Here is a 13,075-nt window from a genome sequence, read left to right as displayed (position 1 = left end):
CCGATCCACAGAGTGGATCGGGGCTCCGGCTTTTTCGTGCCGTCGGCTGGGGCCCGCTTGGCTGCGATGTGGTGCGCTGTGACGCGAGTCACGTCGCGTTCGGCTTAGTCGGGCGGGGCGCCCGGGGGGCGTCAACCCGTGGGTTGAGGTGGGGCTCCACCCGGTTTCCACCCGGGGTCAACCCGGGGGCCGACGATTGGGAGGGGCGTTCGCAGCAGGCTTGGAGTTGTGAACACCACCGATTACATCGTCAACGGCGTCCTCGTCCTGATCGTCCTGCGGCAGGTGCGCGGCGGCCGTCTCGACCTGTCCAACCTGGTGCTGCCGGTCGTGCTGGTCGGCGCCACGGCCGCGTACTACCTGCGGGATGTGCCGACCGGCGGGAACGATCTCGTGCTGGAGCTGGCGCTGGCCGGCGCGGGGACCGTGCTGGGAGTGCTGTGTGGGATCACGACGCGGCTCTGGCACCGGGCCGATGGCGTCTACGCCAAGGCGGGGCTCGCCGCCGCCGCGTTCTGGGTCTTCGGGATGGCGTTCCGGATGGGCTTCGTCTTCGCCGCCGATCACGGCGCGGGGGACGCCATAGCGGACTTCAGCCGGTCGCACGAGATCACCTCGTCCCAGGCGTGGGTGGCGGCCTTCGTCCTGATGGCGCTGTCCGAGGCGGTGGCCCGCCTGGTGGTGATCCGGTTCCGGGGCTACCGGCTGTCGTCCGTCGTGTCCGCGGTCCCCTCGGTGTCGGTGTGATCACCGCACGTCAGAGGCCGGGCTCGCGTTTCGCGGGTCCGGCCGCACCTATGCTGTCCGACATGGTTTCGACGCCGCCCGGCGATCGTATGGGGGACAGTCCGAGGGTCGCGGAGGCGCGGTCACGCGCGACGGTGCGCGCTCTGCGGCAGGGCGCACGCATGCACCTGGCGCTCTGGGTGGTCATGGTTTCCACCGCGCTGTCCGCCGCCCAGGGCCGTCCCCGTCCGGGGGTCACCGGTGAACGCCTCGTCATAAGCCTGGCGTTGGCGGCATGTGTCCTGCCCCTGGCCCTCGCGGCATTGAACCGCCGGCGGCGGCCCGAGGCCACCACCATCGCGCTGTCGCTGGTCCTGGGGGGCGGCGGCTGTGTGCTGGGGTTCCTTCAGTCGGGTGCGCTGACGGTCGTCCCCGTGTCTGCCGCTGTCGCGCTGGCCTTCGCGCGTCTGCGGCCCGGGCTCGCCCTTCTGCCGGCGGTACCGCTGACCGTGGCGATTACCGTCGTCACCGCGTGCGTCAGTACGTCCGGCAACGCGTTTCAGGAAGGCGTGGCCGCCGCCCTGCTGTGCGCGGTGCTCGGTGCCGTCTGCATGTTCGCCCGCCAGGCACGGCTGCGGCACGACCAGGCCGAGCTGCTGCTCGCCGAGTTGACGGACTCCCGCGAGGCACAGGCGCGGGCCGCCGCCGTCGCCGAGCGCACGCGCATCGCCCGGGAGCTGCACGACGTCCTCGCGCAGTCCCTGTCCGCGCTCGCCGTGCAGTTGGAAGGGGCACGCAAGCTCGCCGAGCGGGACGGAGTCGACCCGCTCCTGCGGCAACTGATCGTGCGCAGTGGCGAACTGACCCGGGAGGGCCTTTCCGACGCGCGGCAGGCCGTCGCAGCCCTGCGGGGGGACGACGCGCCTGTGGCGGACCAGTTGACCGCACTGGTCGGCCGGTGCCGCCGCGATCTCGCGCTGCCCATCACGCTGTCGGTCTCCGGAGAGCCCCGGACGCTGGCTCCGGAAGCGAATCTCGCGCTCTACCGGGGAGCGCAGGAGGCGCTGACCAACGCCGCACGGTACGCCCCCGGTTCGGCCACCACCGTCGTGCTGCGCTACACGCCGCAGGCCACCACGCTGACCGTCTCGGACGAGGGCCGGGCCGCGGGCGCGCGGGGCGACGGCGGCGGAGACGGCGTTCCGGCACCCCCCGCCGAAGCGTGGACGGGCGGCGGGAACGGTCTGCGCGGCATGCGCGAACGCATCGAACGTGTCGGCGGGCACATCCACGCGGGACCCGCCGGAGAGGGGTGGACCGTGGAGATGGAGATACCGGCATGAGCGATTCCGCGGCTTCGATCAAGGTGCTGGTCGCCGATGACCAGCGGGTGACCCGCGAGGGCCTGATGCTGTTGATCGGCCTGAACGAGGGCATGGAGGTCGTGGGCGGGGCGGCCGACGGCGCGGAGGCGGTGGCCCTGGCTCACGAGCACCGCCCGGACGTCGTGTTGATGGACCTGGCGATGCCGGGTACGGACGGCGTCGCAGCGACCCGGACGCTCCGCGAGGAGGCCCCGGGGGTCGCCGTCCTGGTGCTGACGACCTACGCGGACGACTCGTCGGTCTTTCCCGCTCTGCGAGCGGGCGCGAAGGGGTATCTCACCAAGGACGCGGGCGCGGACGAGATCGAACGGGCGATCCGGGCCGTGCACGGGGGGCGGATCTGGATGGATCCCGTGGTGCAGGAACGTCTGATCGCGGTCGTCACGGCCGCGGATCCGCAGTCCATGGGCGGAACGGTTCCGGGCGGTTCCACGCAGGGTTCCCCGGCAGCCGTGTCCCATCCGACCCAGCCGTCGCAGGCCGCTCAGGCTCTGCCACCGTCGCAGGCATCCCAGCCGGCGTGGGACGTCTCCGCGCCTTCGGCTGAGCGGCTGACCGCGCGGGAGACGGAGATCCTCACGCTGATCGCCGAGGGCCTGTCCAACGCCGAGATCAGTGAACGCCTCTTTCTGAGCCGCGCCACGGTCAAGACGCACGTCAACCGTGTTTTCGCCAAGACCGGCGCGCGTGATCGCGCGCAGGCCGTCCGCTACGCCTACCGCTCCGGGCTGGTCGGCTGACACCCGGCGTCCGGCGCCCCCCGCCCGCTCGTCAGGCGCGGCGGCGGTCCGTCGTGTCCTGCCGTTCCAGGGTGACCAGCAGGTCCGCCAGGGCGGGCAGGGCCTCGTCGATGGCCAGGCGGTCGGCCGGAGGGAGAGCGTCAAGGGCTCGGCGGAGGGCCGCGGTGCTGGTGCGGTCGTAGCGGTCCAGCATGTCGAGGGCGCGCGGGGTGGCGGACAGGTTCACCGTGCGCAGGTCGGTGGCGGAGGGGGTGCGCTCGACCAGCTCCGCCGCGGTCATGGCGCGGACGAGGTTGCTGATCGTGGAGGGAGCGGCGCGCAGGCGTATCGCGGCTTCGCGAGGGGTGATGCTCCCGGTCTCGGCGAGTACGCGCAGCAGCTCGATCTGCGCTTCCGGGAGGTCGGGGAGCCCCTCCGAACGGCGGGTGCGCAGCACGGCGCGGCGCAGGGGGCCGAGAAGCCGTCCGAGTTCTGTCGCTGTGTCCATGCCTCCATTGTGCCGGTGAGGTTGTTTTGCTTCAAACATGTTTTGGTGCAAAATGAAGTTGCCTGCACTTCAACAGCTCTTTGGAGGTAGATCATGGGCGCGCTCAGCGACCTCATCCCGGCGCAGGATCTCTCCGGAATCGTCGGCCACCGGTTCATCTACACGTACGCCAACGGCTGGCAGTACGAGATGTACGTGAAGAACGACCACACCATCGACTACCGCATCCACAGCGGTCACGTCGGCGGTCGCTGGGTCAAGGACCAGGAGGTCGATCTGGTCCAGCTCGACGAGGACAGCTTCAAGGTGTCCTGGACCGAACCCACCGGCACTTCGGTCGCCGTCAACATCATGCCGGGCAAGCGGCGCCTGCACGGCGTGATCTTCTTCCCGGACTGGATTCGGCAGCACGGCGAGCGGACCGTCTGCTTCCAGAACGACCACCTGGACAAGATGCGCGCCTACCGCGACGCCGGGCCGACCTACCCCATCTACGTCGTCCCGGAGTTCGCCCGGATCACGCTCGACGAGTACGTCGGCGTGGACGACGACTCGGCCATCTCCGTCGCTCCCGGAGAGCTTCCGGAGGGCTGGGCCGAGCGCGTCGGCTGAGCGGACGGCACCCCGACGCGCCCGGTGAGGAAGCCTGCTCGGGAAGCCCGGTCGGGGGCCCGACTCGGGAAGCCCGCCCCGGAAGCCCGCTCGGGCTCGGCCCTCACGGTTCCTTCTCCGGCTCGGGGTTGTGGAAGGTGAACATCTTCCGGGGATCGATCCGGAACCACGCCATGTCCTTGAGCCATTCGCCCCACAGCGCCCTTCCGTGCAGCTCTATCAGGCAGTTTTCCAGAGCGGGGTCCTCCACCGGTGACACCCGAACCGCCTTGCCGTGCACGGTGACCTGGAGCCGCAGGCCGTCGAAAAAGGTGGCGCTGACCTCCGGGCGGGCGCGGACATGCCGGACACGGACGGAATCCGGGCCGGATCCGAAGTAGAAGCGGCCGCGGTAGAAGTGCCCGTCGACGGATCCGACCCGGGGGTCGCCCGAGGGGCCGGCGGTGGCCAGCGCCATGATCTTGATGCCGTCGAGCGCGGCCACGACCCCGGCCGCGTCCAACCGGCGGTCCTCGTCGATGATCCTGCGCAGATGCGGGCCCGCCCCGGCGTAGCTGTCGTCGAGCAGGCACTGGAGAGCTTTCATGTCTTCCGGCGTCTCGTACATGCCCCCACTATGAGTCGCGCCACTGACAGCGGACGGCGAAATGCCCGGCGTTCGGCCGGGCCGGGACGACAACCACCCCTGCGGGTCACGGAGTTATCCACAAGCGACTGGTTGTCCACAGACTCGGCGCCGTCCGGACCGGATGTCGGTGGTTCGGCGCAGAATGGGGACATGACTGAGAGCAACGGGGCCCTGCGGGGCGATGAGTCCATGCCCGACTGGGAAAAGCGCTTCCGGGCGCCCCGCACGGGGCTGCCCGGATGGGCGGAGGAGGCGCCGGACCGCTCGCTGTTCACCTCCAACGCGACGGGCACCTACGAGGTGTACGCGTGGGACCGGGCGAGCGGTGAGCGGCGGCAGGTGACGGACCGCCCCAACGGCACCACGGGCGGGGTGCTGACGCCGGACGGCGAGTGGATCTGGTGGTTCTCGGACACGGACGGCGACGAGTTCGGCGTCTGGATGCGGCAGCCCTTCCACGGCGGGACGGACGAGCCGGCGGTGCCCGGACTGAAACCCTCCTACCCGAGCGGGCTCGCCCTCGGCCGGGACGGCACGGCGGTCATCGGCCGGTCCACTGACAAGTCCGGCTCGTCGGTCCACGTGGCCCGCCCGGGCGCGGAGCCGGTGGAGATCTATCGGCACGACGAGTCGGCCGTGGTGGCCGGGCTCTCGCACGACAGCTCCCTGATCGCGATAGAGCACACCGAGCACGGCGACGCCATGCACTCGGCGGTGCGGATCCTCCGGCTGGACGGCACGACCGTGGCGGAGCTGGACGACACGCAGGGCGGCACCCAGGAGCTCGGGCTGTCGGTGACGGCCTTCTCCCCCGTCCCCGGCGACTCCCGGCTGCTCCTCGGGCACCAGCGACGCGGCCGGTGGGAGCCCCTGCTATGGGACGCGGTCACCGGTGCGGAGACCGTGATAGCCCTCGACCTCCCGGGCGACCTGGAAGCCGACTGGTACCCGGACGGTTCGGCCCTGCTCGTCGAGCACAGCCACCACGCCCGCAGCGAGCTGTGGCGCTACGACCTGGCGGACGGCTCCCTGAGCCGTCTGGACACCCCCTCGGGGACGGTGTCCGGCGCCCTGGCGCGCCCCGACGGGTCGGTGGAGTTCCTCTGGTCCTCGGCGCAGAAGCCGCCCGTGGTCCGCTCCACGGCGGGGCACGTGGTGCTGGAGGCGCCGGTCGGGGCGGATGGTGTGGTCCGGGCGCCCGAGTCGGTCCCGGTCGAGGACATATGGGTGGACGGGCCCGGCGGCCGGGTCCACGCCCTGCTGCAGAAGCCGGCGGGCCAGGGCCCCTTCCCGACGGTCTTCGAGATCCACGGCGGCCCGACCTGGCACGACAGCGACGCCTTCGCCGCGGGCCCGGCGGCCTGGGTGGACCACGGCTTCGCGGTCGTCCGGGTGAACTACCGCGGCTCCACCGGCTACGGCCGGGCGTGGACGGACGCGCTCAAGCACCGGGTCGGGCTGATCGAGTTGGAGGACATCGCGGCGGTCCGGGAGCACGTCGTCGCCTCCGGGCTCGCCGATCCCGAGAAGCTGGTGCTGGCGGGCGGCTCGTGGGGCGGATACCTGACGCTGCTGGGAGTGGGCACCCAGCCCGGCGCCTGGACGGTGGGCCTGGCCGCCGTGCCCGTCGCCGACTACGTCACGGCGTACCACGACGAGATGGAGGCGCTGAAGGCCCTCGATCGCACCCTGCTCGGGGGCACCCCGGAGGAAGTGCCGGAGCGCTTCGCCGCCTCGTCACCGATCACTTACGTGGACGAGGTCCGGGCGCCGGTCTACATCTCGGCCGGGGTGAACGACCCCCGCTGCCCCATACGCCAGGTGGAGAACTACGTGCGGCGGCTGGAGGAGCGCGGCCACCCGCACGAGGTCTACCGGTACGACGCCGGGCACGGCTCGCTGGTCGTGGAGGAGCGGATCAAGCAGCTCCGGCTGGAGATCGCTTTCGCGGAGCGTCACCTGGGCCTCCGGGACGACCGTCCGGAGCACCGGAGCGCCGCTCCGGCGTGACGCCCGAGCGGCCGAGCGGCCGAGCGCCTGGGTATTCGGGGCCCGAATGCGCGGGTGCCCAGGTGTCCGAGCACCCGGTGCGGGTGCAGAGCCTCGGTCCGAGTCGGGGCTCCGCGTCCCGCGGCGGGCGGGGTCGGCCGGGAACCGGGTCCCGTCAGGCCCGTCAGGCCACCGGGGTCTGGTCGGTCGCCGTGGCCTGGCCGGCCGCCGGCGCCTTGCCCGCCGCGGCGGGTGCGGAAGGTGCGGCGGGTGCGGTGGACGCGACGGCCGGGCCCTGGTCCGGGGCGAGGCCCAGGGCCGCGTCCCGCGCGGCCTCGACCTCGCGTCGGAACAGCCGGAACCACATGAAGAGCACGAAGCCGACGAAGACGAACCACTCACCGGTGTAACCGAGGTTCTGGAACGCCTTGAGGTCCAGGCCGGTGTTGGGCGGAGCGGCCGGCGGAACCGGGGTCAGGGGGGCGGGCGCGTCCGTCGCCGTGATCCAGGCGTCGTACACCTGATAGGGAAGGAGGTTGACCAGTGAAGCGGCACTGATGACGCCCAGCTGGCCGGTGGGCAGGCCGCCGGTGCGCACGCCCTTGGACGTGGCGCTCTCCGACGACTGGAGCGCGCCGGCGACGGTGACCCGGCCGGACGGCGGGGCCGGCACCTTGGCCGTGTCCGCCTTGGAGTCGGCGTCGCCGGGCACCCAGCCGCGGACCACGGGCAGTGCCTTGCCGTCGTCGGTGCGCAGCGGCGTCAGGACGTAGAAGCCTTTGCGCTCGTCGAGGTCGCGGTCGGGCACGAGGAGCTGGTGCTCGGCGTCGTAGCGGCCGGTGGCGCTGGCCTTGCGTCCCGAGGTCTCCGTCGTCACCGGCAGCAGTTCGCGCAGCGGCGTGGCGGCGGCACGGCGCGCCTCGTCGGCCTGGGTCTGCTGTTCGTGGTGCGAGTCGACGCGGGTCTCGAAGCGGCCGAGCTGCCAGCTGCCCATGAAGAGGCAGAAGGGGATGGCGAGCACGGCGAAGACGTTGATCCCCCACCAGCGAGGAGTCAGCAGGAACCGGTACACCCCTCCACGGTACGGGGAACGCGGAGCGTGACGGCAGGCGGCCCTGGGGTTGGGGGCGCCCCGCGGGGCCGGTTCGCGGCCTACGCGGGCGGGGCTGCGGCCGGGAGGGCGCCCGTGTGGTAGACGGTCCCGGCGCACGCGTCGGGGATGCGGGCCTCGGCTGCGGCCGGTTCACCGGCCACCGGGGTGTTGGTGAGGGTGACGCTGCCCGTCGGCGCCGGCGGGGCGGGCGTCGTCTCGGGCGGCACGACGGCGGGAGGGGAGGAGGGCGTGGGTGAGGTGGCGGGGGCTTCGGCGCCTCGGCCGACCGATTTGGTGGGGGCACCCGCGGCAGGGGGCGGGGTGGCGGTGCCGCCGGCCTTGGTACAGGCCGTCGCTCCGCTGTCCGCGGCCGGGACCCAGGCGAACTTCACCTCGTACGCCTGCCCCGGCCGGAGGACCACCGTGCGGGGCGCCCGCTCCGGGTCGGGGAGGCCGGCCGCCGGGTCGCCGGCGGTGTGGTCCACGACGGAGACGTGCGACTTCTGCGCGCCGCCTCTGGTCTGGGCGACGAGTTCTCCGGGGCCTGTCACGGCACAGGGGGCGTGCGAGACGTTGACGATGCGGAAGGCGCCGTAGACACGGCCCGTGGCGTCGGCGGCGCCGACCGTTCCCGAGCCCTTGCCGAGCTGGGCGCGGTCGCAGGTCGGAGCGGCGGCGGTGTAGGTGACGCCGGGGCTCGGGGAGGTGCTGTCGGCGGTGCCGCGGGGGCGGCTCGGTTCCCGGCTCGTCTCTGGGGTGCCGGTCTCGCCTCCCGGCTGTTCGACGCGGTGCTCGCCGCGGGCGGCCGTTCCGCCGCCGGGCCGTGCGGTGTCGGCCGGACCGTCGCCGTGCTCCTCCCCGTCGGCCGTCTTCTCGGCGTGCCGGTGGCTGTTCGCGGCGTTGGCGGGGCGATCGTCGGAACCGAGGACCCCGACGGTGTCGGCGACGTGCATCAGGGCCGGTACCGCCGCCCCCACCAGCACCACCGCGGCCACCGCGCCGCCCAGGGCCTGGCGCCGGCGGGTGCGCCGGGCGGGTACGGCGCGACGCAGGTGTTCCAGCGCGTCGTCGGAGGGTTCGAGGTTCTCGACGGCGCCCTGGAGCATGCGGCGCAGCGCCTGCTCGTCGAGGGGGCGGTCGTTCACGGCCCGGTTGTTCGGGGATCCGTTCAGGGGGCGGTCGCCCCGGGGGTTCCCGCGGGGCTGCGCGCCGTGCGGCAGGGTGCCATGCGGTCGCCCGGCGTGCGGCTGCGTGTCATTCGACCGCTCGGTGAGCGGCTGCTCGGTGAGCGGCTGCGTGTCGTACGGCTGCTCGGTGAGCGGCTTCCCGTCGTACGGCTGCTCGGTGTGCTGCCGCTCGGCGTGCGGCTTCCCGTCGTGCGGCCGCTCGGTGTGCGGCCGGGTGTCGTGCGGGCGTCGGTCCGGAAACTGGTCGTTCACGTGCTGCTCGTTCGGGTGCTGTTCGCCCGGGCGCGGCGGTACGGCGGGCGGCTGTCCGGGGTGGGCGGGCGTCGGGTCGCTCGGGGAGGACGCCCATCGGTCGCCGTGGCGCCCGCGGAAGCGGCCGTCGCCCGGATTGCGGTGGTTCATGCCGGAGCCTCCATGGCGACACGGAGCGCGGCGATGCCCCGTGAGCCGTACGCCTTCACCGAGCCGAGCGAGAGTCCCAGCACCTCGGCCACCTGGGCCTCGGTCATGTCGGCGAAGTACCGCAGGACGAGCACCTCACGCTGTCGGCGCTGCAGGCCGCGCATCGCCTTGATCAATTGGTCTCGCTCCAGCTGTTCGTACGCCCCCTCCTCGGCGCTCGCCATGTCGGGCATCGGCTTGGAGAGCAGTTTGAGACCCAGGATGCGGCGGCGCAGCGCGGAGCGGGACAGGTTGACGACAGTCTGCCGCAGGTAGGCCAGGGTCTTCTCCGGGTCGCGGACCCGGTTGCGGGCGGAGTGCACCCGGATGAAAGCTTCCTGCACGACGTCCTCGCACGATGCGGTGTCGTCCAGGAGCAGCGCGGCCAGACCGAGCAGCGACCGGTAGTGCGCCCGGTATGTCTCGGTGAGGTGATCGACCGTGGTGCCGACGGCCATCGCCGTGTCAGCGACTCCGGGCCCCACGTCGGCGCCCTGACGCACGTCCGCGCCGTGCCGAGCGTCCGCGCCCTGACGCGCCCCGGCCTGCGGCAGGGCGGTCACCGAAGCGTGGGTGACGGCGCTCTGGGCTTCGCCGGTCTGCGCGTCGGCGGCCCGGCCCCGGGTGGGCTGGGTCGGGATGCGCGCCGCCGGCCGCTCCGACGTGGCGGGGGAGGTGGAAGGGGCAGACGAGGCGGACGAGGCGGCGGCAGACGTCGTACCGGACTCGGAGCCCGGAGCGGAAGGCGGGGGCCAAGGGGCGATCACCGGCATACCGCCCACAGCCCGCGTACGCGAGCGCGCGGCGACGCTTCCGCGCCTCGGGACCGTTGCGATGCTGATGACCTCTGCCACGCCTGTTGGACACGCTTCCCCCCGGCAGGGTTGTACGCGCTCGACACCCCGGCCGCCGACGTGTCACGGACCGCCGCGCCGTGTGCCGCCATGCGTACCAGCCCTCCTCATACCGCGAAACGCCCTGATCCCCGGCCGCCTTGAGCGAAGGCGGCGAGCAGGCACCCGCCGGGCGGCCGACCCTGGCGCCGGTTCCGGCACCGCGGCCCTGCCGCGCCCGTACCGCCGCCGGTCAGGGGCGGCGAGGAGCGCGCGAAACGGGAAGCGCCTGCTCGGACGGAGCGTCCGCGCAGTTCAAGGGGCTCGGACCAATGGCTTGATCACAGAACCTTCACACGTTCCCCAGTATTGCGGAGCATCCGTCCCCGCCGCCACGAGTTCGACGATCCGGAGGCGGTGGGATGCGGACGCGGAGCCACCGGTCGGATGCCGGACGGACTGCGGCGCGGCAGGGGCACGGCGTGAGGCGCGACGGGGACACGGCGGCGACACAGCGGAGGCCGAAGCCAACCAGCCCGCCCCGAAAGCCCCTTGGCGAACGGGCGGCGCCGAGGTCGTCACGACGACGGCACCGCTCGTCCCACTACCGCGGACAGCGAGCGCAGAGCCCGCCAACAGCCGCGCCCGGCTCAGCACCCGGATCAGCGACCAGGTCAGAGGTCAGGTCAGCGACCGGGTCAGCGACCAGTGCCGCCGTACACGACCGCCTCGTCCGTGTCACTGTCCAGGCCGAACGCGGTGTGGACGGCGCGGACGGCCTCGTTCACGTCGTCGGCGCGCGTCACGACCGAGATGCGGATCTCGGACGTCGAGATCAGCTCGATGTTCACACCCGCGTTGGACAGCGCCTCGAAGAAGGCCGCCGTGACGCCCGGGTTGGTCTTCATACCCGCGCCGACCAGGGAGATCTTGGCGATCTGGTCGTCGTAGCGCAGGTGCTCGAAGCCGACGCGGCCCTTGGTCTTCTCCAGCGCCTCGATCGCCTTGCGGCCCTCGGCCTTCGGCAGGGTGAAGGAGATGTCCGTCAGACCGGTGGCCGCCGCCGAGACGTTCTGCACCACCATGTCGATGTTGATCTCGGCGTCCGCGATGGCACGGAAGATCGTCGCGGCCTCGCCCGGCTTGTCGGGCACCCCGACGACCGTGACCTTCGCCTCGGACGTGTCGTGCGCGACACCCGAGATGATCGCCTGCTCCACCGGCTGACCTCCTGGAGGCTCGTTGCTCACCCATGTGCCCTTGAGCCCCGAGAAGGACGACCGCACATGGATCGGGATGTTGTAACGGCGCGCGTACTCGACGCAGCGGTGCAGCAGCACCTTGGAACCGGAGCTCGCCAGCTCCAGCATGTCCTCGAACGAGATCCACTCGATCTTCTGCGCCTTCTTCACCACGCGCGGGTCGGCGGTGAAGACGCCGTCGACGTCCGTGTAGATCTCGCAGACCTCAGCGTCCAGCGCGGCGGCGAGGGCGACGGCGGTGGTGTCCGACCCGCCCCGGCCCAGCGTCGTGATGTCCTTCTTGTCCTGGGACACGCCCTGGAAGCCGGCCACGATCGCGATGTTGCCCGCGTCGACCGACTGCTGGATGCGCCCGGGCGTGACATCGATGATGCGCGCCTTGTTGTGGACCGAGTCCGTGATGACTCCGGCCTGGCTGCCCGTGAACGACTGTGCTTCGTGACCGAGCGTTTTGATCGCCATGGCCAGCAGTGCCATGGAGATTCGCTCTCCGGCGGTCAGCAGCATGTCGAACTCTCGCCCGGCAGGGATCGGCGATACCTGCTCGGCGAGGTCGATCAGCTCATCCGTCGTGTCACCCATCGCGGAAACCACGACGACGACCTGGTGGCCGTTCTTCTTGGCTTCCACGATTCGCTTGGCAACCCGCTTGATGCCTTCGGCATCGGCAACGGAGGAGCCTCCGTACTTCTGCACGACAAGGCCCACGTGCGCTCCTCGCAGCTCTGTGTAATGCGGTCGGCTCAGTCTAACGAGCGGCGGGAACGCGCCCCGGGGTAGCCGCATGCTGAGACGTCGTCGCCCGTTTCCCCGGGGCTTCCGGGTGCGCCCGTAAGGGGCGCGGAAAAGCCCCGGCGAGCCCCTTACGGGAACTCCGGGGCGCTTCCTCCGGGAGAAACGGGAGTTCTTGCGGCGGGGCTCCCTAGCGGACGTACTTTTTCAACTGGCCCGTGTCCAGGGTGATACCGACCGGATCGGGAATCTCCACGACCGTCCCGTACGGGTACGAATTCCGGGTCCGGTACTTCCCCTTCATCGGCTCGCTGTAGACGGCCACCTCACGCGTGTCACGGTCGATGAGCAGATAGACGGGGACGCCTGCGGCGGCGTACCCGTCGCGCTTCTCCCTGCGGTCCCGACGGTCGGTGTCGTCGTCGTACGAGGTCACCTCGACCGTCATCAGCACGCCGTCCGGGTCCGCCCACTCCCCTTGTCCGACGAAGTGGTCCTCCGGTACGAGCGCTCCGTCCGGCCGGGCCCGGCCGGTGCGGTACCCCTCGGCCTTCAGCCCTTGTTCGGGGTAGAGCGCGAGCTCCGGCCGCTGTTGCATGCACTGCTTGAGGAGCCACATGACGATCGCTCCGTGATCCCCGTCCGGCACCGGCTTGACCTCTAGCTTTCCGTTGATGAATTCCAGGCGCACGGTCTCTGGTGCCGCGTGCGCGAGCTCTTCGAATTCCTCGACGCTCATCTGGGGCCGTCCGGCGGCGCTGCGTGTCATGGTGTCGCCTCCTCGCCCCCATGGTGCCCCTACGGGAGCGTCCTGTGTGACGGTCACTCGTCGCGGCCTCCTCCGTTTCGACCGGCCGGCGCCCGGGCCGCCGGTGGTCGGCGGCGCGGGCGGGGCGCGGTTTGTACTCCCACCGGGAGCGGAACTCGGCCCGCGCGTGCGCCACGCCACGGCGTACGTGG

General features: G+C 71.9%; 12 protein-coding genes. 5 read left to right on the top strand and 7 right to left on the bottom strand.

Features of this window, described 5'->3' with window-relative positions; all coding sequences use genetic code 11:
* The first annotated feature begins 228 nt into the window (after nt 1-228).
* The 3 genes from J7W19_RS17210 (at nt 229) to J7W19_RS17200 (ending at nt 2,851) form a co-directional block, all read left to right on the top strand.
* Complete coding sequence (locus tag J7W19_RS17210) at nt 229-747, top strand: hypothetical protein (protein ID WP_004939591.1); 519 nt, start codon at nt 229-231, stop codon at nt 745-747.
* A gap of 161 nt (nt 748-908) precedes the next feature.
* A complete protein-coding gene (locus J7W19_RS17205; RefSeq protein ID WP_004939590.1) occupies nt 909-2,069 on the top strand; it encodes a sensor histidine kinase in 1,161 nt (386 codons plus the stop codon).
* On the top strand, nt 2,066-2,851 hold the full coding sequence (locus J7W19_RS17200; RefSeq protein ID WP_004939587.1) for a response regulator transcription factor: 786 nt from the start codon (nt 2,066-2,068) through the stop codon (nt 2,849-2,851). Before J7W19_RS17205 ends, J7W19_RS17200 begins: the two co-directional genes overlap by 4 nt.
* Nucleotides 2,852-2,882: 31 nt before the next feature.
* On the opposite strand, the gene J7W19_RS17195 is transcribed toward J7W19_RS17200, so the two are convergent.
* Nucleotides 2,883-3,338, bottom strand: coding sequence for a MarR family winged helix-turn-helix transcriptional regulator (locus J7W19_RS17195; RefSeq protein ID WP_004939585.1), 456 nt, complete (start codon nt 3,336-3,338; stop codon nt 2,883-2,885).
* A 93-nt stretch (nt 3,339-3,431) separates the two neighbouring features.
* Between J7W19_RS17195 and J7W19_RS17190 the strand changes: the two genes are divergently transcribed.
* Entirely contained in the window at nt 3,432-3,950 is a 519-nt protein-coding gene (locus tag J7W19_RS17190) for a phenolic acid decarboxylase (protein ID WP_004939580.1), read from the top strand.
* A 103-nt stretch (nt 3,951-4,053) separates the two neighbouring features.
* On the opposite strand, the gene J7W19_RS17185 is transcribed toward J7W19_RS17190, so the two are convergent.
* The gene (locus tag J7W19_RS17185) at nt 4,054-4,557 is read right to left on the bottom strand and encodes a pyridoxamine 5'-phosphate oxidase family protein (protein WP_004939577.1); all 504 of its coding nucleotides are present in this window, start codon (nt 4,555-4,557) and stop codon (nt 4,054-4,056) included.
* A 210-nt stretch (nt 4,558-4,767) separates the two neighbouring features.
* Between J7W19_RS17185 and J7W19_RS17180 the strand changes: the two genes are divergently transcribed.
* Complete coding sequence (locus J7W19_RS17180; protein WP_004939575.1) at nt 4,768-6,588, top strand: S9 family peptidase; 1,821 nt, start codon at nt 4,768-4,770, stop codon at nt 6,586-6,588.
* A gap of 163 nt (nt 6,589-6,751) precedes the next feature.
* On the opposite strand, the gene J7W19_RS17175 is transcribed toward J7W19_RS17180, so the two are convergent.
* The 5 genes from J7W19_RS17175 to J7W19_RS17155 form a co-directional block, all read right to left on the bottom strand.
* A complete protein-coding gene (locus J7W19_RS17175) occupies nt 6,752-7,639 on the bottom strand; it encodes an SURF1 family protein (RefSeq protein WP_004939571.1) in 888 nt (295 codons plus the stop codon).
* 80 nt (nt 7,640-7,719) lie between these two features.
* The gene (locus tag J7W19_RS17170) at nt 7,720-9,249 is read right to left on the bottom strand and encodes a DUF4232 domain-containing protein (protein WP_004939569.1); all 1,530 of its coding nucleotides are present in this window, start codon (nt 9,247-9,249) and stop codon (nt 7,720-7,722) included.
* On the bottom strand, nt 9,246-9,791 hold the full coding sequence (locus J7W19_RS17165) for a SigE family RNA polymerase sigma factor (protein ID WP_152263169.1): 546 nt from the start codon (nt 9,789-9,791) through the stop codon (nt 9,246-9,248). The genes J7W19_RS17170 and J7W19_RS17165 overlap by 4 nt, the downstream gene beginning before the upstream one ends.
* Nucleotides 9,792-10,819: 1,028 nt before the next feature.
* On the bottom strand, nt 10,820-12,091 hold the full coding sequence (locus tag J7W19_RS17160) for an aspartate kinase (RefSeq protein ID WP_004939564.1): 1,272 nt from the start codon (nt 12,089-12,091) through the stop codon (nt 10,820-10,822).
* Nucleotides 12,092-12,305: 214 nt separating this feature from the next.
* Nucleotides 12,306-12,884, bottom strand: coding sequence for a Uma2 family endonuclease (locus tag J7W19_RS17155; protein WP_004939561.1), 579 nt, complete (start codon nt 12,882-12,884; stop codon nt 12,306-12,308).
* Nucleotides 12,885-13,075: the final 191 nt, after the last annotated feature.

Source organism: Streptomyces mobaraensis NBRC 13819 = DSM 40847, assembly GCF_017916255.1.
Lineage (GTDB): Bacteria > Actinomycetota > Actinomycetes > Streptomycetales > Streptomycetaceae > Streptomyces > Streptomyces mobaraensis.
The sequence above is the reverse complement of the archived record's forward strand: the minus strand, read 5'-3'. Positions and strand labels throughout refer to the sequence as shown.

Coding starts and splice junctions, on each gene's coding strand:
- J7W19_RS17180 (WP_004939575.1), top strand. CDS start 4,768: ATGCCCGACTGGGAAAAGCGCTTCCGGGCGCCCCGCACGGGGCTGCCC.
- J7W19_RS17170 (WP_004939569.1), bottom strand. CDS start 9,249: ATGAACCACCGCAATCCGGGCGACGGCCGCTTCCGCGGGCGCCACGGC.
- J7W19_RS17185 (WP_004939577.1), bottom strand. CDS start 4,557: ATGTACGAGACGCCGGAAGACATGAAAGCTCTCCAGTGCCTGCTCGAC.
- J7W19_RS17195 (WP_004939585.1), bottom strand. CDS start 3,338: ATGGACACAGCGACAGAACTCGGACGGCTTCTCGGCCCCCTGCGCCGC.
- J7W19_RS17155 (WP_004939561.1), bottom strand. CDS start 12,884: ATGACACGCAGCGCCGCCGGACGGCCCCAGATGAGCGTCGAGGAATTC.
- J7W19_RS17200 (WP_004939587.1), top strand. CDS start 2,066: ATGAGCGATTCCGCGGCTTCGATCAAGGTGCTGGTCGCCGATGACCAG.
- J7W19_RS17205 (WP_004939590.1), top strand. CDS start 909: ATGCACCTGGCGCTCTGGGTGGTCATGGTTTCCACCGCGCTGTCCGCC.
- J7W19_RS17190 (WP_004939580.1), top strand. CDS start 3,432: ATGGGCGCGCTCAGCGACCTCATCCCGGCGCAGGATCTCTCCGGAATC.